19 protein-coding genes are annotated in these 21064 nt (G+C 70.5%); 12 read left to right on the top strand and 7 right to left on the bottom strand.

Annotated features, from left to right (window positions below):
- Positions 1-95 precede the first annotated feature (95 nt).
- Complete coding sequence (locus tag AB0I16_RS01775; protein WP_363247294.1) at positions 96-803, bottom strand: class I SAM-dependent methyltransferase; 708 nt, start codon at positions 801-803, stop codon at positions 96-98.
- A 74-nt stretch (positions 804-877) separates the two neighbouring features.
- Positions 878-1504 (bottom strand): DUF3043 domain-containing protein, encoded by a 627-nt coding sequence (locus AB0I16_RS01770; protein ID WP_363247293.1) that lies wholly within the window; start codon positions 1502-1504, stop codon positions 878-880.
- Between the two features lie 267 nt (positions 1505-1771).
- Here AB0I16_RS01770 and AB0I16_RS01765 point away from each other — a divergent pair, with 267 nt between their 5' ends.
- From AB0I16_RS01765 to AB0I16_RS01745, 5 genes are all read left to right on the top strand, one after another.
- Positions 1772-2569: a PspA/IM30 family protein gene (locus AB0I16_RS01765; RefSeq protein WP_363247292.1), complete on the top strand. Its 798-nt coding sequence runs from the start codon at positions 1772-1774 to the stop codon at positions 2567-2569.
- Positions 2570-2614: 45 nt separating this feature from the next.
- Positions 2615-2893, top strand: coding sequence for a hypothetical protein (locus AB0I16_RS01760; RefSeq protein WP_363247291.1), 279 nt, complete (start codon positions 2615-2617; stop codon positions 2891-2893).
- 114 nt (positions 2894-3007) lie between these two features.
- Positions 3008-4231, top strand: coding sequence for a sensor histidine kinase (locus tag AB0I16_RS01755; protein WP_363247290.1), 1224 nt, complete (start codon positions 3008-3010; stop codon positions 4229-4231).
- Positions 4228-4908: a response regulator transcription factor gene (locus AB0I16_RS01750; protein ID WP_363247289.1), complete on the top strand. Its 681-nt coding sequence runs from the start codon at positions 4228-4230 to the stop codon at positions 4906-4908. The genes AB0I16_RS01755 and AB0I16_RS01750 overlap by 4 nt, the downstream gene beginning before the upstream one ends.
- Before the next feature lie 199 nt (positions 4909-5107).
- Positions 5108-8254, top strand: a complete 3147-nt coding sequence (locus tag AB0I16_RS01745) for an efflux RND transporter permease subunit (protein WP_363247288.1) — start codon at positions 5108-5110, stop codon at positions 8252-8254.
- A gap of 136 nt (positions 8255-8390) precedes the next feature.
- Here the strand turns inward: AB0I16_RS01745 and nadA are convergent, their stop codons facing one another.
- Complete coding sequence (nadA, locus tag AB0I16_RS01740) at positions 8391-9587, bottom strand: quinolinate synthase NadA (protein ID WP_363247287.1); 1197 nt, start codon at positions 9585-9587, stop codon at positions 8391-8393.
- A gap of 281 nt (positions 9588-9868) precedes the next feature.
- On the opposite strand from nadA, the gene AB0I16_RS01735 reads away from it, so the two are divergent.
- Positions 9869-10225 carry an iron-sulfur cluster assembly accessory protein gene (locus AB0I16_RS01735; RefSeq protein ID WP_030933606.1) on the top strand — a complete coding sequence of 119 codons (357 nt, stop codon included), beginning with the start codon at positions 9869-9871 and terminating at the stop codon, positions 10223-10225.
- Between the two features lie 81 nt (positions 10226-10306).
- Here the strand turns inward: AB0I16_RS01735 and AB0I16_RS01730 are convergent, their stop codons facing one another.
- The gene (locus AB0I16_RS01730) at positions 10307-11788 is read right to left on the bottom strand and encodes a hypothetical protein (protein WP_363247286.1); all 1482 of its coding nucleotides are present in this window, start codon (positions 11786-11788) and stop codon (positions 10307-10309) included.
- A gap of 152 nt (positions 11789-11940) precedes the next feature.
- Complete coding sequence (locus AB0I16_RS01725) at positions 11941-12177, bottom strand: hypothetical protein (protein ID WP_363247316.1); 237 nt, start codon at positions 12175-12177, stop codon at positions 11941-11943.
- 132 nt (positions 12178-12309) lie between these two features.
- Here AB0I16_RS01725 and AB0I16_RS01720 point away from each other — a divergent pair, with 132 nt between their 5' ends.
- Positions 12310-13284, top strand: coding sequence for a carbohydrate kinase family protein (locus AB0I16_RS01720; protein ID WP_363247285.1), 975 nt, complete (start codon positions 12310-12312; stop codon positions 13282-13284).
- Between the two features lie 12 nt (positions 13285-13296).
- Here AB0I16_RS01720 and AB0I16_RS01715 read toward each other — a convergent pair whose 3' ends face one another.
- Positions 13297-14676 (bottom strand): aminotransferase class V-fold PLP-dependent enzyme, encoded by a 1380-nt coding sequence (locus tag AB0I16_RS01715; protein WP_363247284.1) that lies wholly within the window; start codon positions 14674-14676, stop codon positions 13297-13299.
- 370 nt (positions 14677-15046) lie between these two features.
- Between AB0I16_RS01715 and coxB the strand changes: the two genes are divergently transcribed.
- From coxB to AB0I16_RS01695, 4 genes are all read left to right on the top strand, one after another.
- A complete protein-coding gene (gene coxB, locus AB0I16_RS01710; protein WP_062781035.1) occupies positions 15047-16009 on the top strand; it encodes a cytochrome c oxidase subunit II in 963 nt (320 codons plus the stop codon).
- On the top strand, positions 16006-17748 hold the full coding sequence (ctaD, locus tag AB0I16_RS01705; protein ID WP_062781037.1) for a cytochrome c oxidase subunit I: 1743 nt from the start codon (positions 16006-16008) through the stop codon (positions 17746-17748). The genes coxB and ctaD overlap by 4 nt, the downstream gene beginning before the upstream one ends.
- Complete coding sequence (locus tag AB0I16_RS01700; protein ID WP_363247283.1) at positions 17745-18143, top strand: cytochrome c oxidase subunit 4; 399 nt, start codon at positions 17745-17747, stop codon at positions 18141-18143. The genes ctaD and AB0I16_RS01700 overlap by 4 nt, the downstream gene beginning before the upstream one ends.
- Before the next feature lie 139 nt (positions 18144-18282).
- Positions 18283-19542, top strand: coding sequence for an Ig-like domain-containing protein (locus AB0I16_RS01695; RefSeq protein ID WP_363247282.1), 1260 nt, complete (start codon positions 18283-18285; stop codon positions 19540-19542).
- A 272-nt stretch (positions 19543-19814) separates the two neighbouring features.
- On the opposite strand, the gene AB0I16_RS01690 is transcribed toward AB0I16_RS01695, so the two are convergent.
- A complete protein-coding gene (locus tag AB0I16_RS01690) occupies positions 19815-20216 on the bottom strand; it encodes a hypothetical protein (RefSeq protein ID WP_363247281.1) in 402 nt (133 codons plus the stop codon).
- 203 nt (positions 20217-20419) lie between these two features.
- Between AB0I16_RS01690 and AB0I16_RS01685 the strand changes: the two genes are divergently transcribed.
- Positions 20420-21040 (top strand): heme-copper oxidase subunit III, encoded by a 621-nt coding sequence (locus AB0I16_RS01685; protein WP_055566234.1) that lies wholly within the window; start codon positions 20420-20422, stop codon positions 21038-21040.
- The last annotated feature ends 24 nt before the right edge of the window (positions 21041-21064 follow it).

Here is a 21064-nt window from a genome sequence, read left to right as displayed (position 1 = left end):
GTCGTTTCCTTCTTCTACGAGTGCTACGAGGCTTCCACGAGGCGGGCCAGGCGGATGCGGTTGATCAGCCGCCCCTCGCGCTGTTTCGGGGAACGTCAGTCCCGGACCCCGCACAGGTGCAGCAGCGCCGCGACCCGGCGGTAGGGGTCGGTGCGCCCCGCGCGCTCCTCGGCGGTGAGCAGCGTGTCGAGATCCCACTCCGCGGGCAGCGGTTCGCCGTCCGGCAGGGTGTCCGTGAAGACCCGCACGCCGTACCAGGCCTGGAGCGGCGCGGCGATGCCCGCCAGCGTCGCGGAGAGGGCGTCGAGCCGGTCGGCCCGCGCGTCGACGCCGATGCGGTTGCGGTACGTGTCGGAGTCGAAGGCGTCGATGGCGCCCCGCCAGTCCCCGCTGAGCCCCGGCCGCATGGCCAGCGCCTCCGCGTTCCGCACGAGCAGGGAGAGCAGCCCGCCGGGGGCCAGCATCCTGGCGAGCCCAGCGAGCAGCGCGTCGGGCTCCTCGACGTACATCAGGACGCCGTGGCAGAGCACGATGTCGAAGCTGCCGGGCAGGAAGTGCACGCCGGTCTGGTGACCGTCGCCCTGCACGATCCGCACCCGGCTCTGGATGCCCTCGGGCTCCCTGGCGAGCGCCTCGCGCGCGGCGGCGATCATCTCGGCGTCCTGCTCGACGCCCGTGACGTTGTGCCCGGCCCGGGCGAGCCGCAGGGCCTGCGTGCCCTGGCCCATCCCGACGTCGAGCACCCGCAGCCGCTGCCCCACGGGGTAGCGCGCGACGATCTGCTCGTCGAGCTGCCGGGCCACCAGCTCCTGACGTATGGCATTGCGCGGCCCGCCCAGGCCCTGGAGCCAGGCGGCGGCACTGCCGGTGAATCCGCTCAGGGCCGCTCTCCGCGCTTGACCTGCGGCTTCGGCAGCCGCAGACGCCGCATCTGGAGGGTGCGCATCAGCGCGTAGGCGACCGCGCCCTTCTTGCTCTCGCCCGGGAAGCGCTCGGCGAGGCGCTTCTTCAGGCGGAACGCGGTGAGGACCGAGTCGAGCACGATCAGCACGATCACGAAGAGCCAGAGCAGCAGCGCGATGTTCTGCAGCTGGGGCACGCGGACCATGCTCAGGACGAGGATGATCACCGCGAGCGGCAGGAAGAACTCGGCGACGCAGAAGCGCGAGTCGACGAAGTCACGCGCGAACTTGCGCACGGGGCCCTTGTCACGCGCGGGCAGGAACCGCTCGTCACCACTGGCCAGCGCCTCGCGCTGCTTCGCCATCTGCGCGCGGCGCTCGTCGCGCTGCCGCTTCGCCGCCTCCTTGCGCGTCGTCGGCGTATTGGTCACGCTGCGGCGCTGCGACTGCGCCATGGCGCGCTTGGGGGTGGGGCGGCCCTTGGGGGCCTGCGGGTCACGGGGCAACTTGGAGTCGGTCACCGGCGCCTGGGCGGCCGGGGCCTTCTCTTCCTTGGATCGGCTACGGAACACAAAATCCAAGGGTACGGGGTGCGGCGGCATGGACCCCAGCCGGACGGGGAACGATCCGGCAACGCCGGGCGTCTTGATTTATGCGGCTATCGGGACGTAGCAGGCGGTATCCAGCCGCCTCGTGACCGTTACCAGGGGTGCACCTACTCCTTACGCCGGAGCGGCGCAGCACGCAGTCGTCCTTGGGGATGAGCGCATCCGCACGCGAACAGTGCGGTAATGGATGCAGGGCCCGTACTGTGGGTTCTGAGCAGTACCTGGAGCTGGAAGTCCGTCAGAAGGGGGCGCGCGAAGCCCATGAGCGGTGTCATGAAGCGTATGGGGATGATCTTCCGCGCGAAGGCGAACAAGGCCCTTGACCGGGCCGAGGACCCGCGCGAAACCCTCGATTACTCCTACCAGAAGCAGTTGGAGCTGCTGCAGAAGGTGCGCCGCGGAGTCGCCGACGTGGCGACCTCCCGCAAGCGCCTCGAACTGCAGCTCGCCCAGCTCAACAAGCAGTCCTCCACCCTTGAGGACCAGGGCCGCAAGGCCCTCGCCCTCGGCCGCGAGGACCTGGCCCGCGAGGCGCTCTCGCGCAGGGCCGCGCTCCAGCAGCAGGTCACCGACCTGGAGACGCAGCACCAGACGCTCCAGGGCGAGGAGGAGAAGCTCACCCTCGCGGCCCAGCGCCTCCAGGCCAAGGTCGACGCCTTCCGCACGAAGAAGGAGACGATCAAGGCCACGTACACCGCCGCCCAGGCCCAGACCCGGATCGGCGAGGCCTTCTCCGGCATCTCCGAGGAGATGGGCGACGTCGGCATGGCGATCCAGCGCGCCGAGGACAAGACCGCGCAGCTCCAGGCGCGGGCCGGCGCGATCGACGAACTGCTCGCCTCCGGTGCCCTCGACGACTCCTCCGGGCTCGCCAAGGACGACATCCAGTCCGAGCTGGATCGCCTCTCCGGTGGTACTGATGTAGAGCTGGAGCTGCAGCGCATGAAGGCGGAGCTGGCCGGCGGTTCGTCCAGTGGCCAGCAGGCCATCGAGGGCGGCACGGGCCAGGCGGGCGCCCAGCAGCAGCCGCAGGACACCCCGCGCTTCGACAAGCAGTAGCCCCGGCACGACCCGCAGGCATCGCTCACGTCCGAGGAGGACGACATGATCGTACGGATCATGGGGGAGGGGCAGGTGAAGCTGGCCGACAGCCACTTCGCCGAACTGAACAAGCTGGACGACGAGCTGCTCGAAGAGATGGAGAGCGGCGACGGCCCCGGCTTCCGCGCCACACTGCTCGCGCTCCTGGACAAGGTCCGGGAGCTGGGCGCACCCCTTCCCGACGACGCGCTCGAACCCTCGGAGCTGATCCTCCCGGCACCGGACGCGACGCTGGACGAGGTCAGGACCATGCTCTCCGACGACGGCCTGATCCCCGGCTGAGCGTCCGCCGGGACGGGGGCGGGGCCCGGGACCGCGCGCCGGTCCGCGGCTCCGCCGAGCGGGCGCGGCCGGCCACGAAGGAGCCGCGGAGAAGAACACACAGAAGAGCGGGAAGTGACCACGCTAGGAAAAGGCCGTTGCTGGGCGAGGACCCACCCGCTCGCGGTGGACGCGACGCTCGCCACGGCCGTCCTCGTCTGCATGGTCATCGGCTCCTTCGCCGAGCCCTACGGCGACCACGGCCCCACCTGGGGCACCCGCACCCCCGCCTTCCCCAGCCTGCTGCTGATGGCGCTCGGCGCCCTCGCCCTGTGCTTCCGGCGCCGCGCCCCCTGGACCGTCCTCGGCGCCACCTGCGCCGCCTCCATCACGGAACTGCTCACCGACGAGCCGCGGGCCCCCGTCGTGATGTGCGCGGTCATCGCCCTCTTCACCGTCGCCGCCACCACCGACCGCTCCACCACCTGGCGGATCGGCCTGGTCACGATGACGGGCCTCACCGGCGTCGCGATGCTGTCCGGCTCCCTGCCCTGGTACGCGCAGGAGAACCTCGGCATCTTCGCCTGGACCGGCATGGCAGCCGCCGCGGGCGACGCGGTCCGCAGCCGCCGGGCCTTCGTCGACGCCATCAGGGAGCGGGCCGAGCGGGCGGAACGCACCCGCGAGGAGGAGGCGAGGCGACGCGTCGCCGAGGAGCGGCTGCGCATCGCCAGGGACCTGCACGACGTCGTCGCCCACCACATCGCCCTGGTCAACGTCCAGGCGGGCGTCGCCGCACACGTCATGGACAAGCGGCCCGACCAGGCGAAGGAAGCCCTCTCCCACGTGCGCGACGCCAGCCGCTCGGCGCTGAACGAACTCCGCGCCACCGTCGGCCTGCTGCGCCAGACCGGTGACCCCGAGGCGCCCACGGAACCGGCACCGGGACTGAGCAGGCTCGACGAACTCGTGGACACCTTCCGGCACGCGGGCCTCCCCGTGGAGGTCGCGCTCGGCCAGGTCGGCCTCGACCTGCCCGCGGCCGTCGACCTCGCCGCGTTCCGCATCATCCAGGAGGCGCTCACCAACGTGCGCAAACACGCGGGACCCGAGGCCAAGGCCGAGGTCAGCGTGGTCCGCGTGGGCCCGAACGTGGAGGTCACCGTCATCGACGACGGCGGCCAGGGCTGCCAGATCGGCGCCGAGCCCAACACCGACGGCGGCGGCCACGGCCTGCTCGGCATGCGCGAGCGCGTCACCGCCCTCGGCGGGAGCTGCACCGCGGGCCCCCGGTACGGAGGCGGCTTCCGCGTCCATGCGATCCTGCCGGTCATCACGGCAAAGGGAGGGACCGCGTGACGATCCGCGTACTGCTCGCCGACGACCAGGCGCTGCTGCGCAGCGCGTTCAAGGTGCTCGTCGACTCCGAGCCCGACATGGAGGTGGTCGGCGAGGCGTCCGACGGCGCGGAGGCGGTGCGGCTCGCCAGGTCGGAGCGGGCCGACGTGGTCCTGATGGACATCCGCATGCCGGGCACCGACGGCCTCGCCGCCACCCGGGAGATCAGCGCCGACCCCGCCCTGGCCCACGTACGCGTGGTGATGCTGACGACCTTCGAGGTCGACGAATACGTGGTGCAGTCGCTGCGCGCCGGTGCCTCCGGGTTCCTCGGCAAGGGCGCGGAACCCGACGAGCTCCTCGGCGCCATCCGCATCGCGGCGGCGGGCGAGGCGCTGCTCTCCCCGGTGGCCACCAAGGGGCTCATCGCCAAGTTCCTCGCGCAGGGCGAGGGCCCCGACGGCGACGAACCGGCGCGCGGCGGTCGGCTCGACGCGCTCACGAGCCGCGAGCGCGAGGTCCTGGTACAGGTCGCGGGCGGCCACTCGAACGACGAGATCGCCGAGCGCCTGGAGGTCAGCCCGCTCACGGTGAAGACCCACGTGAACCGCGCGATGGCCAAGCTGGGCGCCCGCGACCGGGCCCAACTCGTCGTCATCGCCTACGAGTCGGGGCTGGTACGTCCAAGGGTGGAGTGACTTCTGCGGCGCGTGTACTGCGTCCGCAGTACACGCGCCGCAAAGAACGGTCCTGGGAGTGAGGCATCACGCCTCCCCCATGGCTGAAGGTGTGAGGGGCGCATAAACGCTTGCTGGAGGCACCGATCTCCGGCCGGGCCGGCTCCAGGCCGCCGGTGCCCGCCCGCCCCCGCCGCTCATGCCACAGAGAGAGACCACCATGTCCTGGCTGTCCAGGTTCAGCCTGGCCCAACGGGCCCTGATCGGACTGATGTCCATCATCGCCATCGTCTTCGGCGCGATAGCGATACCGCAGCTCAAGCAGCAACTGCTGCCCTCCATCGAACTGCCCATGGTGTCCGTGCTCGCCCCCTACCAGGGCGCGTCCCCCGATGTGGTCGAGAAGCAGGTCGTCGAACCGCTCGAAAACAACATCGACGCGGTCGACGGCATCACCGGCATCACCTCCACGGCGAGCGAGGGCAACGCCGTGATCATGGCCCAGTTCGACTACGGCAGCGGCTCCGAGCAGCTCGTCGCCGATGTCCAGCAGGCCGTGAACCGGGCCAGGGCCCAGCTCCCCGACGACGTCGACCCGCAGGTCGTCGCGGGCTCCACCGACGACATCCCGACCGTCGTCCTCTCCGTCACCTCCGACAAGGACCAGCAGGCCCTCGCCGACCAGCTCGACCGGACCGTCGTACCGGCCCTGAAGGACATCGACGGCGTCGGCCAGGTCACCGTCGACGGCGTGCGCGACCTCCAGGTCGACGTCACCCCCGACGACAAGAAGCTGGCCGGGGCGGGCCTCACCACGGGTGCCCTCGCCAAGGCCCTCCAGGCCGGCGGCGCCACCCTGCCCGCGGGCTCCTTCGACGAGGCGGGCAAGAACCGCACCGTCCAGGTCGGCGGCGGCTTCACCTCCCTGAAGCAGATCCGGGACCTGCGCGTCACCCCCGAGGCCGCGCCCGGCGAGCGGGCCGGCAAGCCCGTGCGCCTCGGCGACGTCGCCACCGTCGAGCAGGAGCCGGCCACCGCGACGTCCCTCACGCGCACCAACGGCGAGCCCAGCCTCGCCGTCGCGGTCACCATGGACCAGGACGGCAGCGCCGTCGCCATCTCGGACGCCGTCAAGGACAAGCTGCCCGGCCTGCGCGAGGACCTCGGCTCCGGTGCCGAGCTGACCGTCGCGAGCGACCAGGGCCCGGCCGTCTCGAAGTCCATCGAGGGCCTGACCACCGAGGGCGCCCTCGGCCTGGTCTTCGCGGTCATCGTCATCCTGGTCTTCCTGGCGTCGATCCGCTCGACGCTGGTCACCGCGGTCTCCATCCCGCTCTCCGTGGTCCTCGCCCTGATCGTCCTGTGGACCCGCGACCTCTCCCTGAACATGCTCACGCTCGGCGCGCTGACCATCGCCATCGGCCGTGTCGTGGACGACTCGATCGTGGTCCTGGAGAACATCAAGCGCCACCTCGGCTACGGCGAGGAGCGCCAGGAGGCGATCCTCAGGGCCGTGCGCGAGGTCGCGGGCGCCGTCACGTCGTCGACGCTCACCACGGTCGCGGTGTTCCTGCCGATCGGCCTGGTCGGCGGCATGGTCGGCGAGCTGTTCGGCTCCTTCTCGCTGACGGTCACGGCGGCGCTCCTCGCCTCCCTGCTCGTCTCGCTCACGGTCGTGCCGGTCCTGTCGTACTGGTTCCTGCGCGCCCCCAAGGCGGTCCGCGGGGCCGACCCGGAGGAGGCCCGCCGCAAGGCCGAGGAGAAGGAGAGCCGCAGCAGGCTCCAGCGGACGTACGTGCCGGTCCTGCGCTTCGCGACCCGGCGCCGCTTCACCAGCCTGGTCATCGCGGTCGTCGTGCTGATCGGCACATTCGCCATGGCGCCGCTGCTGAAGACGAACTTCTTCGACCAGGGCGAGCAGGAAGTCCTGACCATCAAGCAGGAGCTGAAGCCCGGCACCAGCCTCGCGGCGTCCGACGCGGCGGCGAAGAAGGTCGAGAAGACGCTCGCCGGCATCGACGAGATCAAGGACTACCAGGTCACGGTCGGCTCCTCCGGCTTCATGGCCGCCTTCGGCGGGGGCACCGACACCAACCAGGCCTCGTACACCCTGACGCTCAAGGACAAGGCGTCGTACGACAGGACGCAGGACCTGATCGAGGAGGAGCTCGGCAAGCTCTCCGGCATCGGCCGCACGTCCCTCTCGGCCGGTGACGGCTTCGGCAGCCAGGACCTGAGCGTCGTGGTCAAGGCCGCCGACGCCGATGTGCTGCGCAAGGCGTCCGACCAGGTGCGCGACGAGGTCGCCACCCTCGACGACGTCACCGACGTACAGAGCGACCTGTCGCAGAGCGTGCCGCGGATCTCGGTCAAGGGCAACGCCGAGGCCGCCGCCGCGGGCTTCGACGAGACCACCCTCGGCCAGGCCGTCGCCCAGGCGGTGCGCGGCACCACCAGCGGCAAGGCGACCCTCGACGACACCGAGCGCGACGTCGTCATCAAGTCGGCGAAGCCCGCGAAGACCCTCGCCGAGCTGAAGCGGCTGCCGCTCGGCCCCGGCGTGAAGCTCGGCGACATCGCCGAGGTCCGGCTGGTCGACGGGCCCGTCTCGATGACCCGCATCGACGGCGCGCGGGCCGCCACGATCACGGCGAAGCCGACCGGCGACAACACCGGCGCGGTCAGCGCGGACCTCACCAAGAAGCTCGACGCGCTGAAGCTCCCCGAGGGCGCCACGGCCACGATCGGCGGCGTCTCCGAGGACCAGGACGAGGCGTTCGCCAACCTCGGCCTCGCGATGCTGGCGGCGATCGCGATCGTCTTCATGCTGCTGGTCGCCACGTTCCGCTCGCTGGTCCAGCCGCTGATCCTGCTGGTCTCCATCCCGTTCGCGGCCACGGGCGCGATCGGCCTGCTGCTCGCCACCGGCACCCCGATGGGCGTGCCCGCGATGATCGGCATGCTGATGCTCATCGGCATCGTGGTCACCAACGCGATCGTGCTGATCGACCTGATCAACCAGTACCGCGCGCAGGGCCACGGCATCGTCGAGGCGGTCGTCGAGGGCGGCCGGCACCGGCTCCGCCCGATCCTCATGACGGCCCTCGCGACGATCTTCGCCCTGCTGCCGATGGCCCTCGGCATCACCGGCGAGGGCGGCTTCATCGCCAAGCCGCTGGCGGTCGTGGTGATCGGCGGCCTGATCACGTCGACGCTCCTGACGCTCCTCCTCGTCCCGACGCTGTACGCGATGGTGGAGCTCCGCAAGGAGCGCAGGCGCGACAAGCGCGCGGCGAAGCGGGCGAAGAAGGCGGGCACCCCGCCCGAGAGCACGGACGCCGCCGACCCGGAGCCGGCCAAGGTCTGACCCGCCGGACTGACGGAAACGGGCGCCCCTCGAAGCGAGGGGCGCCCGTTTATTTCCGCGCCCCGGAAGGGGCGCGGGGAACCGCGCGACACGTCACAGCGGACCCGCGGCCGGGGCTGACGGGCACGCGCACCGGTCAGGCCAGCGCGAGCATCCGCTCCAGCGCGAGCTTCGCGAACTGCTCGGTCTCCCGGTCGACCTGGATCTGGTTGACGAGGGTGCCCTCGGCGAGGGACTCCAGCGTCCAGACCAGGTGCGGCAGGTCGATCCGGTTCATGGTCGAGCAGAAGCAGACCGTCTTGTCGAGGAAGACGATCTCCTTGTCCTCCGCGGCGAAACGGTTCGCCAGGCGCCGTACGAGGTTCAGCTCGGTGCCGATGGCCCACTTGGAGCCGGTCGGCGCCGCCTCCAGGGTCTTGATGATGTGCTCGGTGGAGCCCACGTGGTCCGCCGCGGCGACGACCTCGTGCTTGCACTCCGGGTGCACCAGGACGTTCACGCCGGGGATGCGCGCCCGCACGTCCTCCACGCTCTCCAGGGAGAAGCGCCCGTGCACCGAGCAGTGGCCGCGCCACAGGATCATCCTGGCGTCGCGGAGCTGCTCGGGGGTGAGCCCGCCGTTCGGCTTGTGCGGGTTGTAGACCACGCAGTCGTCGAGCGAGAGGCCCATGTCGCGCACGGCGGTGTTGCGGCCGAGGTGCTGGTCGGGTAGGAAGAGGACCTTCTCGCCCTGCTCGAAGGCCCACTCAAGGGCGACCTTGGCGTTCGACGACGTGCATATGGTGCCGCCGTGCTTGCCCGTGAACGCCTTGATGTCCGCGGAGGAGTTCATGTACGAGACGGGGACGACCTGCTCGGCGACGCCCGCCTCGGTCAGCACGTCCCAGCACTCGGCGACCTGCTCGGCGGTGGCCATGTCGGCCATGGAGCAGCCCGCGGCCAGGTCGGGCAGGACGACCTTCTGGTCGTCCGTCGTCAGGATGTCCGCGGACTCGGCCATGAAGTGCACGCCGCAGAAGACGATGTACTCCGCGTCCGGCCGCGCCGCGGCGTCCCGCGCCAGCTTGAAGGAGTCACCGGTCACGTCGGCGAACTGGATGACCTCGTCGCGCTGGTAGTGGTGTCCGAGCACGAAGACCTTCTCCCCGAGCTTCTCCTTGGCGGCACGGGCGCGCTCCACCAGGTCGGGGTCGGAGGGGGACGGCAGATCGCCCGGGCAGTCCACGCCGCGCTCGCTCTTGGGGTCGGCCTCGCGGCCGAGCAGCAGGAGGGCGAGCGGCGTGGGCTGAACATCGAGGTTCACGCGGTCCGCGGGGGACTGGGCGGTGGTCACGACACGCACCCTTTCTTCTCTGCAGACGAGAGTTTTCGTCTATTTGACGCTATCTATCATAACCGCTTCACGTCACTTTGACGATGGCCATAGTGTCGATGTGACGCATTCGCCGGTCGCGGGCGATCGCGGGCCCGGGGCCCTACGCGCCCGGTGTCCCACGGGACGCCGTGTGCGAGCATGAAGGAGTAAGACGTAAGCGCTCGGCCCGGAATGAATCCGCGGCCCCGCCGGTTGCAACCGTCGGCAAGCAGTCTCCGTACAACCCGGGAGAGAAGCAGATGTCCGTATCGGACGAGACCACCACCGTGAGCGACGGCATCCTCCTGTCGGACGCCGCCGCGGCCAAGGTCAAGGGCCTCCTTGAGCAGGAGGGCCGCGACGACCTGGCGCTGCGCGTCGCCGTGCAGCCCGGCGGCTGCTCGGGCCTGCGCTACCAGCTGTTCTTCGACGAGCGCTCGCTCGACGGCGACGTCGTCAAGGACTTCGACGGCGTCAAGGTCGTCACCGACCGGATGAGCGCTCCCTACCTGGGCGGCGCCTCCATCGACTTCGTGGACACCATCGAGAAGCAGGGCTTCACGATCGACAACCCGAACGCCACGGGCTCCTGCGCCTGCGGCGACTCCTTCAGCTGACGCCGAGGGTTCGCATACGTCGAAGGCGGCGGCCCCCTGGATTTCCAGGGGGCCGCCGCCTTCGCGCGTGGGTGCCCCGGGCTACTGGCGCCGCACCGTGTCGCCGTCCGCGTCCACGACCTTCCGGTCGCCGAGCGGCTCGTCGAGCGTCACCGTCTCCTTGAGCTCCTTGGCCATCATCACGCAGACCTTGCCCTTCTCCTGCCGCTCCTCGGACAGCGTGACCCGCACCCGGTCGCCGTCCTCGCTCGCGGACGCGGAGTACTCGCTGCACGCGCCGCCCCAGAAGCGCACGGTCAGGGAGGTGCCGTCCGCGGTGTAGGACGTGAGGTCCGCCGGTCCCTCACCGCTCCCGCGCTCCGGCTTCCCCGAGGGCTCGGGGGTGCCGGCGCGGGTGGGCGAGGCCAGGTACTTCGGGGCGACGGCGGGATGCGTCACCGTGAAGGAGTCCTCGGCACCCCGCGGCCTCACCTCGAACAGCCAGGACGGTACGAGGGTCTGCCTGCCGCCCACGAAGTGCGTGGCGAGGCCGAACGTCGCGCCGCTGACCTCGATCGGCTGCGGCTTCGGAGGCGTCGGCGAGGGCACGCAGGGCGCCTGCTTCGTGCCGCCGCCCTCCGTCTTCGTGCTGTCGTCGGCGTGCGGCACCGGGGTCGCGCAGCCCGCGATCCTCCCGCCGCCGCCGCGGCCCCTGGAGTTCAGCAGGTCCAGCGTCTCCTTCGCCCCGATCGCCGGGTACTCGGCGCCCTTGACCGGCGCCTTCAGCCGGCCGCTGCCGCCGACCACCGTGCCGTCCGAGCCGACCTGGATGCCGGTCGACCAGCCGTACGTCGGCAGGCCGCCCACCTTCGGGTCGGCGTTCACCACGCGTACGGCGCCCATGAGCTGGCGGGCGTCCAGCTTCGCGTCGTCCTGGCCGAGCGCCTTGAGCACCGGCGCGGCGGCCTCCTTGGCGGCCCGCTCGCCCACCGCGTCGCCCAGCTCGCCGTTCGGCGCGGTGGACCCGGAGGAACACGGCTTGCCCTTGAGGCAGTTGTCGCTGCCGCCCACACCGTGCCCGACGTACGTCCAGGTCCCCGGGGCCTCCCTGTTCACCTGCAACGAGGGGCCGGAACCGTCCTTGTCCCGCGTCACCTTCCAGACGCCGTCCCGCAGCTGCGGCGTACCGCCCACGCCGAGCGCCTTCGCGAGGCCGGCCACCTCGGCGCGGGTGACCTCGCCGCGGGCGTGGTGGACGGGGGCCGTGTCGGGGCCCTCGGGCAGCGCGCCGGTCGCCCGGTACGTGGCGCCGTTCGGGTCGGGCTCGCCCGGCGCGATGCCGGGGCCGCCGCCGCTCTCCCCGCCGCTGTCCGTGTACCCGTCGAGGGCGAGCGGCGGGGGACCGCCGTCGTCGCCCGCGGGCGCCGCCCCGTCGCCGCGGCCGCCGCCGTCGGACGCGGTCGCCGCGAAGTAGGCGCCACCGCCGCCGATCAGCAGCACGGTGGCCGCGACCGAGGCGACGGCGAGGCGGGACCGCCGCCGTCCCCGGTCGGCCGTCTCATGAACGGATGGCTCGGTGCTCACCGCATCGCTCCTTCGACTGCACTGCCGTCCCGGGAAACCCACGGGCGGGCCTCGTCGTATCCCGGGTCCCCCGCACGGAGGACGGCGATGGGACGCAGAGGGGGAGCGCACGGTTCCATGGGCCGCGCGCCCGGCCTCGGGACCAGGCTTGCTCAGTCCCCGTAGACCGACATCCCGTCGATCAGCCGGGCGGACGCCGACGGGACGTCGACGCCGTGGATCAGCGACGGCGGCACGGGCACGCTCGCGGCCGCGGCGGGCACCGACCAGTGTGGGGCCATGCGGGCGCAGTCGCCGCGCAGCGTCTCCATGCTCTCCGGCCGCTCCCCCTCTCCGGCGAGCGGGCGGGCGGGGCGCTTCGGGGCGGAATTCTTCGTGACAACGGGCATAACGGAACCGTATGCATCACATCACTCAGGAAAAAAGACCTACTATCGGGTAGTTTTGCCACTTCAGAGACGGTGGGTGGACCCGATAGCGTGAACCGTCAACCCGCCTCTCCTCCTCAGGAGCGTCCAGCCGTGCGTATCGCAGTCACCGGCTCCATCGCCACCGACCACCTGATGACCTTCCCCGGCCGCTTCGCCGACCAGCTGGTCGCCGATCAGCTGCACACGGTCTCCCTCTCCTTCCTGGTCGACGCCCTCGACGTGCGCAGGGGAGGCGTCGCCGCCAACATCAGCTTCGGCATGGGCCAGCTCGGCACGCGGCCGATCCTGGTCGGTGCCGCCGGCTCCGACTTCGACGAGTACCGCGCCTGGCTCGACCGGCACGGCGTGGACACCGCGTCGGTCCGGATCTCCGAGACCCTGCACACCGCACGCTTCGTCTGCACCACGGACGCCGACCACAACCAGATCGGCTCCTTCTACACGGGCGCGATGAGCGAGGCCCGCCTGATCGAGCTGAAGACGGTGGCCGACCGCGTCGGCGGCCTCGACCTCGTCTCGATCGGCGCCGACGACCCCGAGGCGATGCTCCGCCACACGGAGGAGTGCCGCACCAGGGCGATCCCCTTCGCCGCCGACTTCTCGCAGCAGATCGCCCGCATGGAGGGCGAGGAGATCCGCACCCTCCTCGACGGCGCCACGTACCTCTTCTGCAACGAGTACGAGAAGGGACTCATCGAGTCCAAGACCGGCTGGACCGACGCCGAGATCCTCTCCCGGGTCGGCCACCGCGTGACGACCCTCGGCCCCAACGGCGTGCGCATCGAGTCCGTGGGCCAGGACCCGATCGAGGTCGGCGTCCCCGAGGAGAAGGCGAAGGTCGAGCCGACCGGCGTGGGCGACGCGTTCCGCGCGGGCTTCCTCTCCGGCCTCGCCTGGGGCGTCTCCCACGAGCGCGCCGCGCAGGTGGGCTGCATGCTGGCCACCCTGGTCATCGAGACCGTCGGCACCCAGGAGTACGAACTGCGGCGCACCGACTTCATGGACCGCTTCACCAAGGCGTACGGCGACGAGGCCGCCGACGAGGTCCGCACCCACCTCGGCTGACGGCCCGCCCCGTCACGAGCGCCGGCGGACCACATAGGCACGGCCGTGGTCCGCCGGCCGCTCACCCGCGTACTCCTGCCCCCGCATCTCGCACCACGCCGGGATGTCGAGCCGCGCCGCCTCGTCGTCCGCGAGCACGGTCACCGTGCCGCCGACCGGGACGTCCCCGATGACCTTCGCGAGTTCGATGACGGGCAGGGGGCACCGCTTGCCGAGCGCGTCCACCACGAGCGAACCCCCTTCCGCGCCGGCCGTCGCGCCGGCCGGGGCCCCCAGCTTCTCGCGCACCCCGGCCACGGTGCCGGGCAGCGCGCCGAGGAAGCGCTCCACCTCCGCCGCCTCCGTGCCGGCCGGCAGCGAGACGCGGACGTTGCCCTCGCTCAGCACGCCCATCGCCTTCAGCACATGGCTCGGCGTCAGCGTGGAGCTGGTGCACGACGAGCCGGACGACACGGAGAAGCCCGCCCGGTCCAGCTCGTGCAGCAGCGTCTCCCCGTCGACATAGAGACAGGAGAAGGTGACGACGTGCGGCAGCCGCCGCACCGGATCGCCCACCACCTCGACGTCCGGCACGAGGGCGGGCACCCGCTCCCTGATCCGCTCCGTCAGCTCCCGCAGGCGCACCGCCTCCGCGTCGGCCTCGGCCCGCACCGCGCGCAGCGAGGCGACGGCAGCGACGATCGCGGGGATGTTCTCGAACCCGGCGGCGCGCCCGGACTCCCGCTCGTCGGCGGGGCCCAGGGGCGCGAACCGCACGCCCTTGCGCACGGCGAGCAGTCCGACCCCCGCGGGCCCGCCCCACTTGTGGGCACTGCCCGTGAGCAGCGACCAGCCCCCCTCCACCCGGCCCCAGGCCAGCGACTGCGCGGCGTCCACCAGGAGGGGCACCCCCGCGGCGCGGCAGACCTCGGACACCTCGGCCACCGGCTGCTCGGTGCCGACCTCGTGGTTGGCCGACTGGAGGCAGGCGAGCGCCGTGTCCTCGCGCAGCGCCTCGGCGTACGCCTCGGGGGAGACCGCGCCGCCCCGGTCCACGCCGACCTCGGTCACCGTCCCGCCGCCGGCCTCGTGGACCTCCGCCGAATGGAGTACCGACGAGTGTTCGACCGCCGACACGACCAGGTGCTTCCCGGCGCGGCGGCGCCCGGCGAGCGCGCCCGCGATCCCGGTGTGCACGGCCCGGGTGCCGGACGAGGTGAAGACCAGCTCGTCGGGCCTGCACCCCACCGCGTCGGCGGCCGCCTCGCGCGCGGCGTCGAGCAGCAGCCGGGCCCGCCGCCCCTCCCGGTAGAGCCGCGCGGGATCGGCCCACCCCTCGTCGAGCGAGGCGTGCAGCGCCTGCCGGGCGACGGGATGGAGGGGAGCGGAGGAAGCGGCATCGAAGTAGGGCACGGGGCCACGCTAGAGCGTCTCCGCCCGGAGGCGCCCCGCAGGTCCGCCCGGGTTGCGCCCCCCCGGCGGGGCGCGGGGAACCGCGCGAGCGGCCCCGAGGAACCCGGCACCCGCGGACGGCGGGATTCCACCGGCCCGGCAGGCGCTCCGGAGCGCGCCCGACCCCCCGTCAGGAGCCGGGCACAGGCCGAGCCCCCACCCTTCGGAGTGACCCGCGGCGCGTTAGGCACCCTCCCCGCGCGACCCCAAATAGCGTCCAGTAGGGTTTGGTCCGCATAAACATCCAAACCCCTGCCCGCCGCAGGGCGGCGACCGACCAGCGTGAAGGCCGCAGCCGACAACGCGGGCGAGACTCTCGGGAAGGCGCTACGTGAGTCCCAACGGCTCCGACCGCTCGTCGCGGCGCCCGATGCGGCGGAAGCTGCCGCAGGTGCTGACTGCGGGCCTGATCCTGGCGACCGCCACAGGTTGCACATACAAGGATTTCCCCCGCCTTGGAATGCCCACCCCGGTAACGGAGGAGGCTCCGCGGATTCTCTCCCTCTGGCAGGGCTCGTGGGCGGCAGCGCTCGCCACGGGCGTGCTGGTCTGGGGCCTGATCCTGTGGAGCGTCATCTTCCACCGGCGCAGCCGCACGAAGGTGGAAGTACCTCTGCAGACCCGGTACAACATGCCCATCGAGGCGCTGTACACGGTCGTCCCCCTCATCATCGTCTCCGTGCTGTTCTACTTCACGGCACGGGACGAGTCGAAGCTCCTCAAGCTTGAGGACAAGCCGGCCCACACGATCAACGTGGTCGGCTTCCAGTGGAGCTGGGGCTTCAACTACGTCGAGGACGTCAAGGGTTCCAACAAGGAGGACGCGAAGACCTCCAAGGACCTCGACGCCATTCCGAAGCGGTTCCGCGACGACTTCCCGGCCGGTGCCGGTGGCGTCTACGACGTCGGCACGCCCGGCGAGCGGAACCCTCAGAACGGCAACCCCGGCCCCACCCTGTGGCTGCCCAAGGGTGAGAAGGTCCGCTTCGTCCTGACCTCGCGTGACGTCATCCACTCCTTCTGGGTGGTGCCGTTCCTCATGAAGCAGGACGTAATCCCGGGCCACACCAACGCCTTCGAGGTGACTCCGAACAAGGAGGGCACCTTCATGGGCAAGTGCGCCGAGCTCTGCGGCGTCGACCACTCCCGGATGCTCTTCAACGTCAAGGTCGTCTCTCCCGAGCGCTACCAGAAGCATCTGGAAGAGCTCGCGAAGAAGAACCAGACCGGTTACATCCCGGCCGGCATCGAGCAGACGGGCCACGAGAAGAACCGGGAGACGAACAACCTGTGAGCATCCTCAACGAACCCCAGGGTGCCGCGGCAGCAGCAACGGACTCGTACGAGAACGAGCTGCCGGTCAGGCGCAAGCAGCCGGGAAACGTCGTCATCAAGTGGCTGACCACCACTGACCACAAGACGATCGGCACGCTCTATCTGGTCACGTCGTTCGCGTTCTTCTGCATCGGCGGAGTGATGGCGCTCTTCATGCGCGCCGAACTCGCCCGCCCGGGTACGCAGATCATGTCGAACGAGCAGTTCAACCAGGCGTTCACGATGCACGGCACGATCATGCTGCTGATGTTCGCGACGCCGCTGTTCGCCGGTTTCGCGAACTGGATCATGCCGCTGCAGATCGGCGCGCCCGACGTCGCCTTCCCGCGGCTGAACATGTTCGCGTACTGGCTGTACCTCTTCGGCTCGCTCATCGCGGTCGGCGGTTTCCTCACGCCGAACGGTGCGGCCGACTTCGGCTGGTTCGCCTACAGCCCGCTCTCGGACGCCGTCCGTTCGCCGGGCATCGGCGCCGACATGTGGATCATGGGTCTGGCCTTCTCCGGCTTCGGCACGATCCTCGGCTCGGTCAACTTCATCACCACGATCATCTGCATGCGCGCGCCGGGCATGACCATGTTCCGCATGCCGATCTTCGTGTGGAACGTGCTGCTCACGGCCGTCCTCGTGCTGCTGGCCTTCCCGGTCCTCGCCGCCGCGCTGTTCGCCCTGGAGGCGGACCGCAAATTCGGTGCCCACATCTTTGACGCGGCAAATGGCGGCGCATTGCTGTGGCAACACCTCTTCTGGTTCTTCGGCCATCCAGAGGTGTACATCATCGCCCTGCCGTTCTTCGGCATCATTTCCGAGGTCATTCCGGTCTTCTCCCGCAAGCCGATGTTCGGCTACATGGGCCTGATCGGCGCGACCATCGCCATCGCGGGTCTCTCCGTGACGGTGTGGGCGCACCACATGTACGTGACCGGCGGCGTCCTACTGCCGTTCTTCTCCTTCATGACGTTCCTGATCGCCGTGCCGACAGGCGTGAAGTTCTTCAACTGGATCGGCACGATGTGGAAGGGGTCGCTGAGTTTCGAGACCCCGATGCTGTGGGCGGTCGGCTTCCTGATCACCTTCACCTTCGGCGGCCTGACGGGCGTCATCCTCGCCTCGCCCCCGATGGACTTCCACGTCTCCGACTCGTACTTCGTGGTGGCGCACTTCCACTACGTGGTGTTCGGCACCGTCGTCTTCGCGATGTTCTCCGGCTTCCACTTCTGGTGGCCGAAGTTCACCGGCAAGATGCTCGACGAGCGGCTCGGCAAGATCACCTTCTGGACGCTGTTCGTGGGCTTCCACGGCACGTTCCTGGTGCAGCACTGGCTCGGTGCCGAGGGCATGCCGCGTCGTTACGCGGACTACCTCGCCGCGGACGGCTTCACCGCGCTGAACACGATCTCGACGATCTGCTCGTTCCTGCTCGGCCTGTCGATCCTGCCGTTCTTCTACAACATCTGGAAGACGGCCAAGTACGGCAAGAAGATCACGGTCGACGACCCGTGGGGCTACGGCCGTTCGCTGGAGTGGGCGACGTCCTGCCCGCCGCCGCGGCACAACTTCGTCACCCTGCCGCGCATCCGCAGTGAATCGCCGGCCTTCGACCTGCACCACCCGGACATCGCGGCCCTCGGCCAGATCGAGAACGACGGCCAGAAGGACACCGCGCTGTTCGGCGGCGACAAGGAGGCCGCGAAGTGAAGATCCAGGGCAAGATGTTCATCTGGCTGAGCGTCTTCGTCCTCGCCATGGCGATCGTCTATGGCGTGTGGTCGAAGGAGCCGGCCGGTACCACGGCGCTCTTCCTGGCCTTCGGCCTGTGCATCATGATCGGCTACTACCTGGCCTTCACGGCCCGGCGTGTCGACGCCTCCGCACAGGACGACAAGGAGGCCGACGTCGCGGACGAGGCCGGCGAGGTGGGCTTCTTCAGCCCGCACAGCTGGCAGCCGCTCTCCCTGGCCGTCGGTGGCGCGCTCGCCTTCATGAGCATCGCCATCGGCTGGTGGCTGATGTACTTCTCCGCCCCGCTCATCCTGATCGGCCTGTGGGGCTGGGTGTTCGAGTACTACCGCGGCGAGAACCAGACCCAGTGAGTCTGTAGTTCCCGACGCGCCCGAGAGGCCCGGACCCTCCTCCTGGAGGGTCCGGGCCTCTCCGCGTACGCGGCAACCGTGTCCCCCGTACGGGGCACTTCGGCGCGCCGCACCGGGTGAATGTCCATACCGTGTGCTTATGAGCCAGTCACCGCGCATTCGTACGATATCGAGCTGCACCTTGCTGGTCGCCGCCCTCGGTGCGGGCGTCACGGCATGCGGCGGCTCCGACGGCCATCCGCTCTCGGCGCAGCCGTACGACGCGGCCGGCCAGATAGCCGTCAACGCCCCGGCGGGCAGCCAGAAGGCCGACCCGGACAAGCCCCTCGAAGTCACCGCCCGGGGCGAGGACGCGCGCATCACCGACGTGACCGCGACCGACGCCGCGGGCCGGCACCTGGCGGGCGAACTCTCCGCCGACGGCGCCCGGTGGCACAGCACGGCGCCCCTGGCGGCCGGCGCCCAGTACACGGTGCGGGTCAGCACCGAGGACGAGGACGGCGCGCCCGGCCGCAAGGTCCTGACCCTCGGCACCCGGACGGCCCCCGGGAAGAAGCAGCTGAAGGTCGAGTTCGGCCCCGGCGCCGGCACCTACGGCGTCGGACAGCCCGTCACCGCCTCCCTCAGCGCCCCGGTGAAGGACAAGAAGGCCCGCGCGGTCGTGGAGCGGGCCCTGAAGGTCAGGTCCACGCCCGCGGCGGAGGGCTCCTGGTACTGGGTGGACAGCGAGACGCTGCACTACCGCCCCAAGGAGTACTGGCCCGCCCACGCCACCGTCAGCGTCTCCAGCGGCCTCGGGGGCATCAAGGTCGGCGACAGGCTGTGGGGGGCCGAGACCAAGCCGCTGAGGTTCACCACGGGGGACCGGGTCGAGGCCGTGACGGACGCCGCGTCCCACACGATGACGGTCTACCGCAACGGCGAGGAGATCAAGTCGATACCGGTGACCACCGGCAAGCCCGGCTACTCCACGCGCAACGGCGTCAAGGTCGTGCTCGGCAAGGAGTACTTCGTACGGATGCGCGGCACCAGCATCGGCATCCCCGAGGGCACCGCGGACTCGTACAACCTGCCCGTGTACTACGCCACCCGGCTCACCGACACGGGTGAATACGTGCACGCCGCGCCCTGGTCCGTGGGCTCGCAGGGCTCCGCCAACGTCAGCCACGGCTGCGTGGGGATGAGCACGGGCAACGCCGCCTGGTTCTTCGAGACCGTGCGGCAGGGCGACATCACCCGGACGGTCAACAGCTTCGGCGAGGACATGCCGGTCTTCGGCAACGGCCTCGGCGACTGGAACATGGGCTGGAAGAAGTGGCGCAAGGGCAGCGCGCTCGTCCCCGGCGCCGAGGACGGCCCCGCGGCCGTCGAGGCGGCCCGGCTGCGGCCGGGGGTCTAGGGCGTGTGGCGAAAGTCCCGCCTGTCCGGCGACGCCTGGCACGCACACGCGCGGCGTTGTCGGGATCACCCCGATACCACCAGTATCGGGGCGACCCTCCGCCGTGCGATCGCACGCACCGGACGCCGCCGGACCCGCCCTCCGGGCGGACGACGCCACTTTCGCCACACGCCCCAGCGGCCCCGCAGAACGGCGCGGAGAGCCGCGCGGACAGCGCACAGGGCCCCGCGCGGGAACGCGGGGCCCTGCCGGCCGTACGGAGGCGGGGCCGGTCAGGCCCGCACGGCCAGGCGGCTGCGCAGCAGGCCGGCCAGCGCGTCGGCGAACTCCACCGGCTCGACCGGCAGGGTCACCGCGGCCTCCGCCCGGCTCCAGGTGGCCAGCCAGGCGTCCTGGGGGCGCCCGATGAGCAGCAGCACCGGCGGCGCCCGGAAGATCTCGTCCTTGATCTGGCGGCACACGCCCATGCCGCCCGCGGGCTTCGCCTCGCCGTCGAGCACGCAGACGTCCACGCCGCCCGCGTCCAGCTCCTTGAGGACCGCGGGCAGGGTCGCGCACTCGATGAACTCGACCTCCGGGACGTCCGTGGCGGGCCTGCGCCCGGTGGCCAACCGGACCTGCTCGCGGGTGCTCGCGTTGTCGCTGTAGACCAGCACCGTGGCGGTCGGCTGCATTGTTCCTCCAGTACGTCAGTACATCGAGCAGTGCTGAGCTGTGCCGTCGTGTGATCGGGTACCGATGCGCGGATGCTACTCCTCCCGACACCCCGTCAACACCTGTTCGGAAGGCCCCGTGATGGGCCATACGGGCAGGACACACCCCGCAGACACTCCGAACGGCACCCCCCGGGGTGAGGGCGGGATAAGCGACCGACATAATGTCGGTCGTGGCGACAGCAACGACAGTAGATACCGGGCACGCGCACCCGCCGGTCAATCGACCGAACCTCACCAGCGTCGGAACCATCATCTGGCTGAGTTCCGAGCTGATGTTCTTCGCGGCCCTCTTCGCGATGTACTTCACCCTGCGATCGGTGACAGGTCCTGATCACTGGAAGGAAATGGCCTCGGCCCTTAACTTCCCGTTCTCGGCGACGAACACCACCATCCTGGTGCTCTCCTCCCTCACGTGTCAGCTCGGCGTGTTCGCCGCTGAGCGTGGCGATGTGAAGAAGCTCAGGATGTGGTTCATCGTCACCTTCATCATGGGTGCGATCTTCATCGGCGGTCAGGTGTACGAGTACACCGAGCTGGTCAAGCACGAGGGCCTCTCGCTCTCGTCCGACCCGTACGGCTCGGTCTTCTACCTGACCACCGGCTTCCACGGACTGCACGTGACAGGCGGCCTGATCGCCTTCCTGCTGGTCCTCGGCCGCACGTACGCGGCCAGGAGGTTCACCCATGAACAGGCGACCGCAGCCATCGTCGTGTCCTATTACTGGCACTTCGTCGATGTGGTCTGGATCGGCCTCTTCGCCACGATCTACATGATCAAGTAATCGGCGGGGGTCGCTCACGCGACG

The sequence above is a fragment of the Streptomyces sp. NPDC050703 genome, assembly GCF_040654435.1.
Lineage (GTDB): Bacteria > Actinomycetota > Actinomycetes > Streptomycetales > Streptomycetaceae > Streptomyces.
This window is presented reverse-complemented; position numbering and strand designations above follow the sequence as displayed.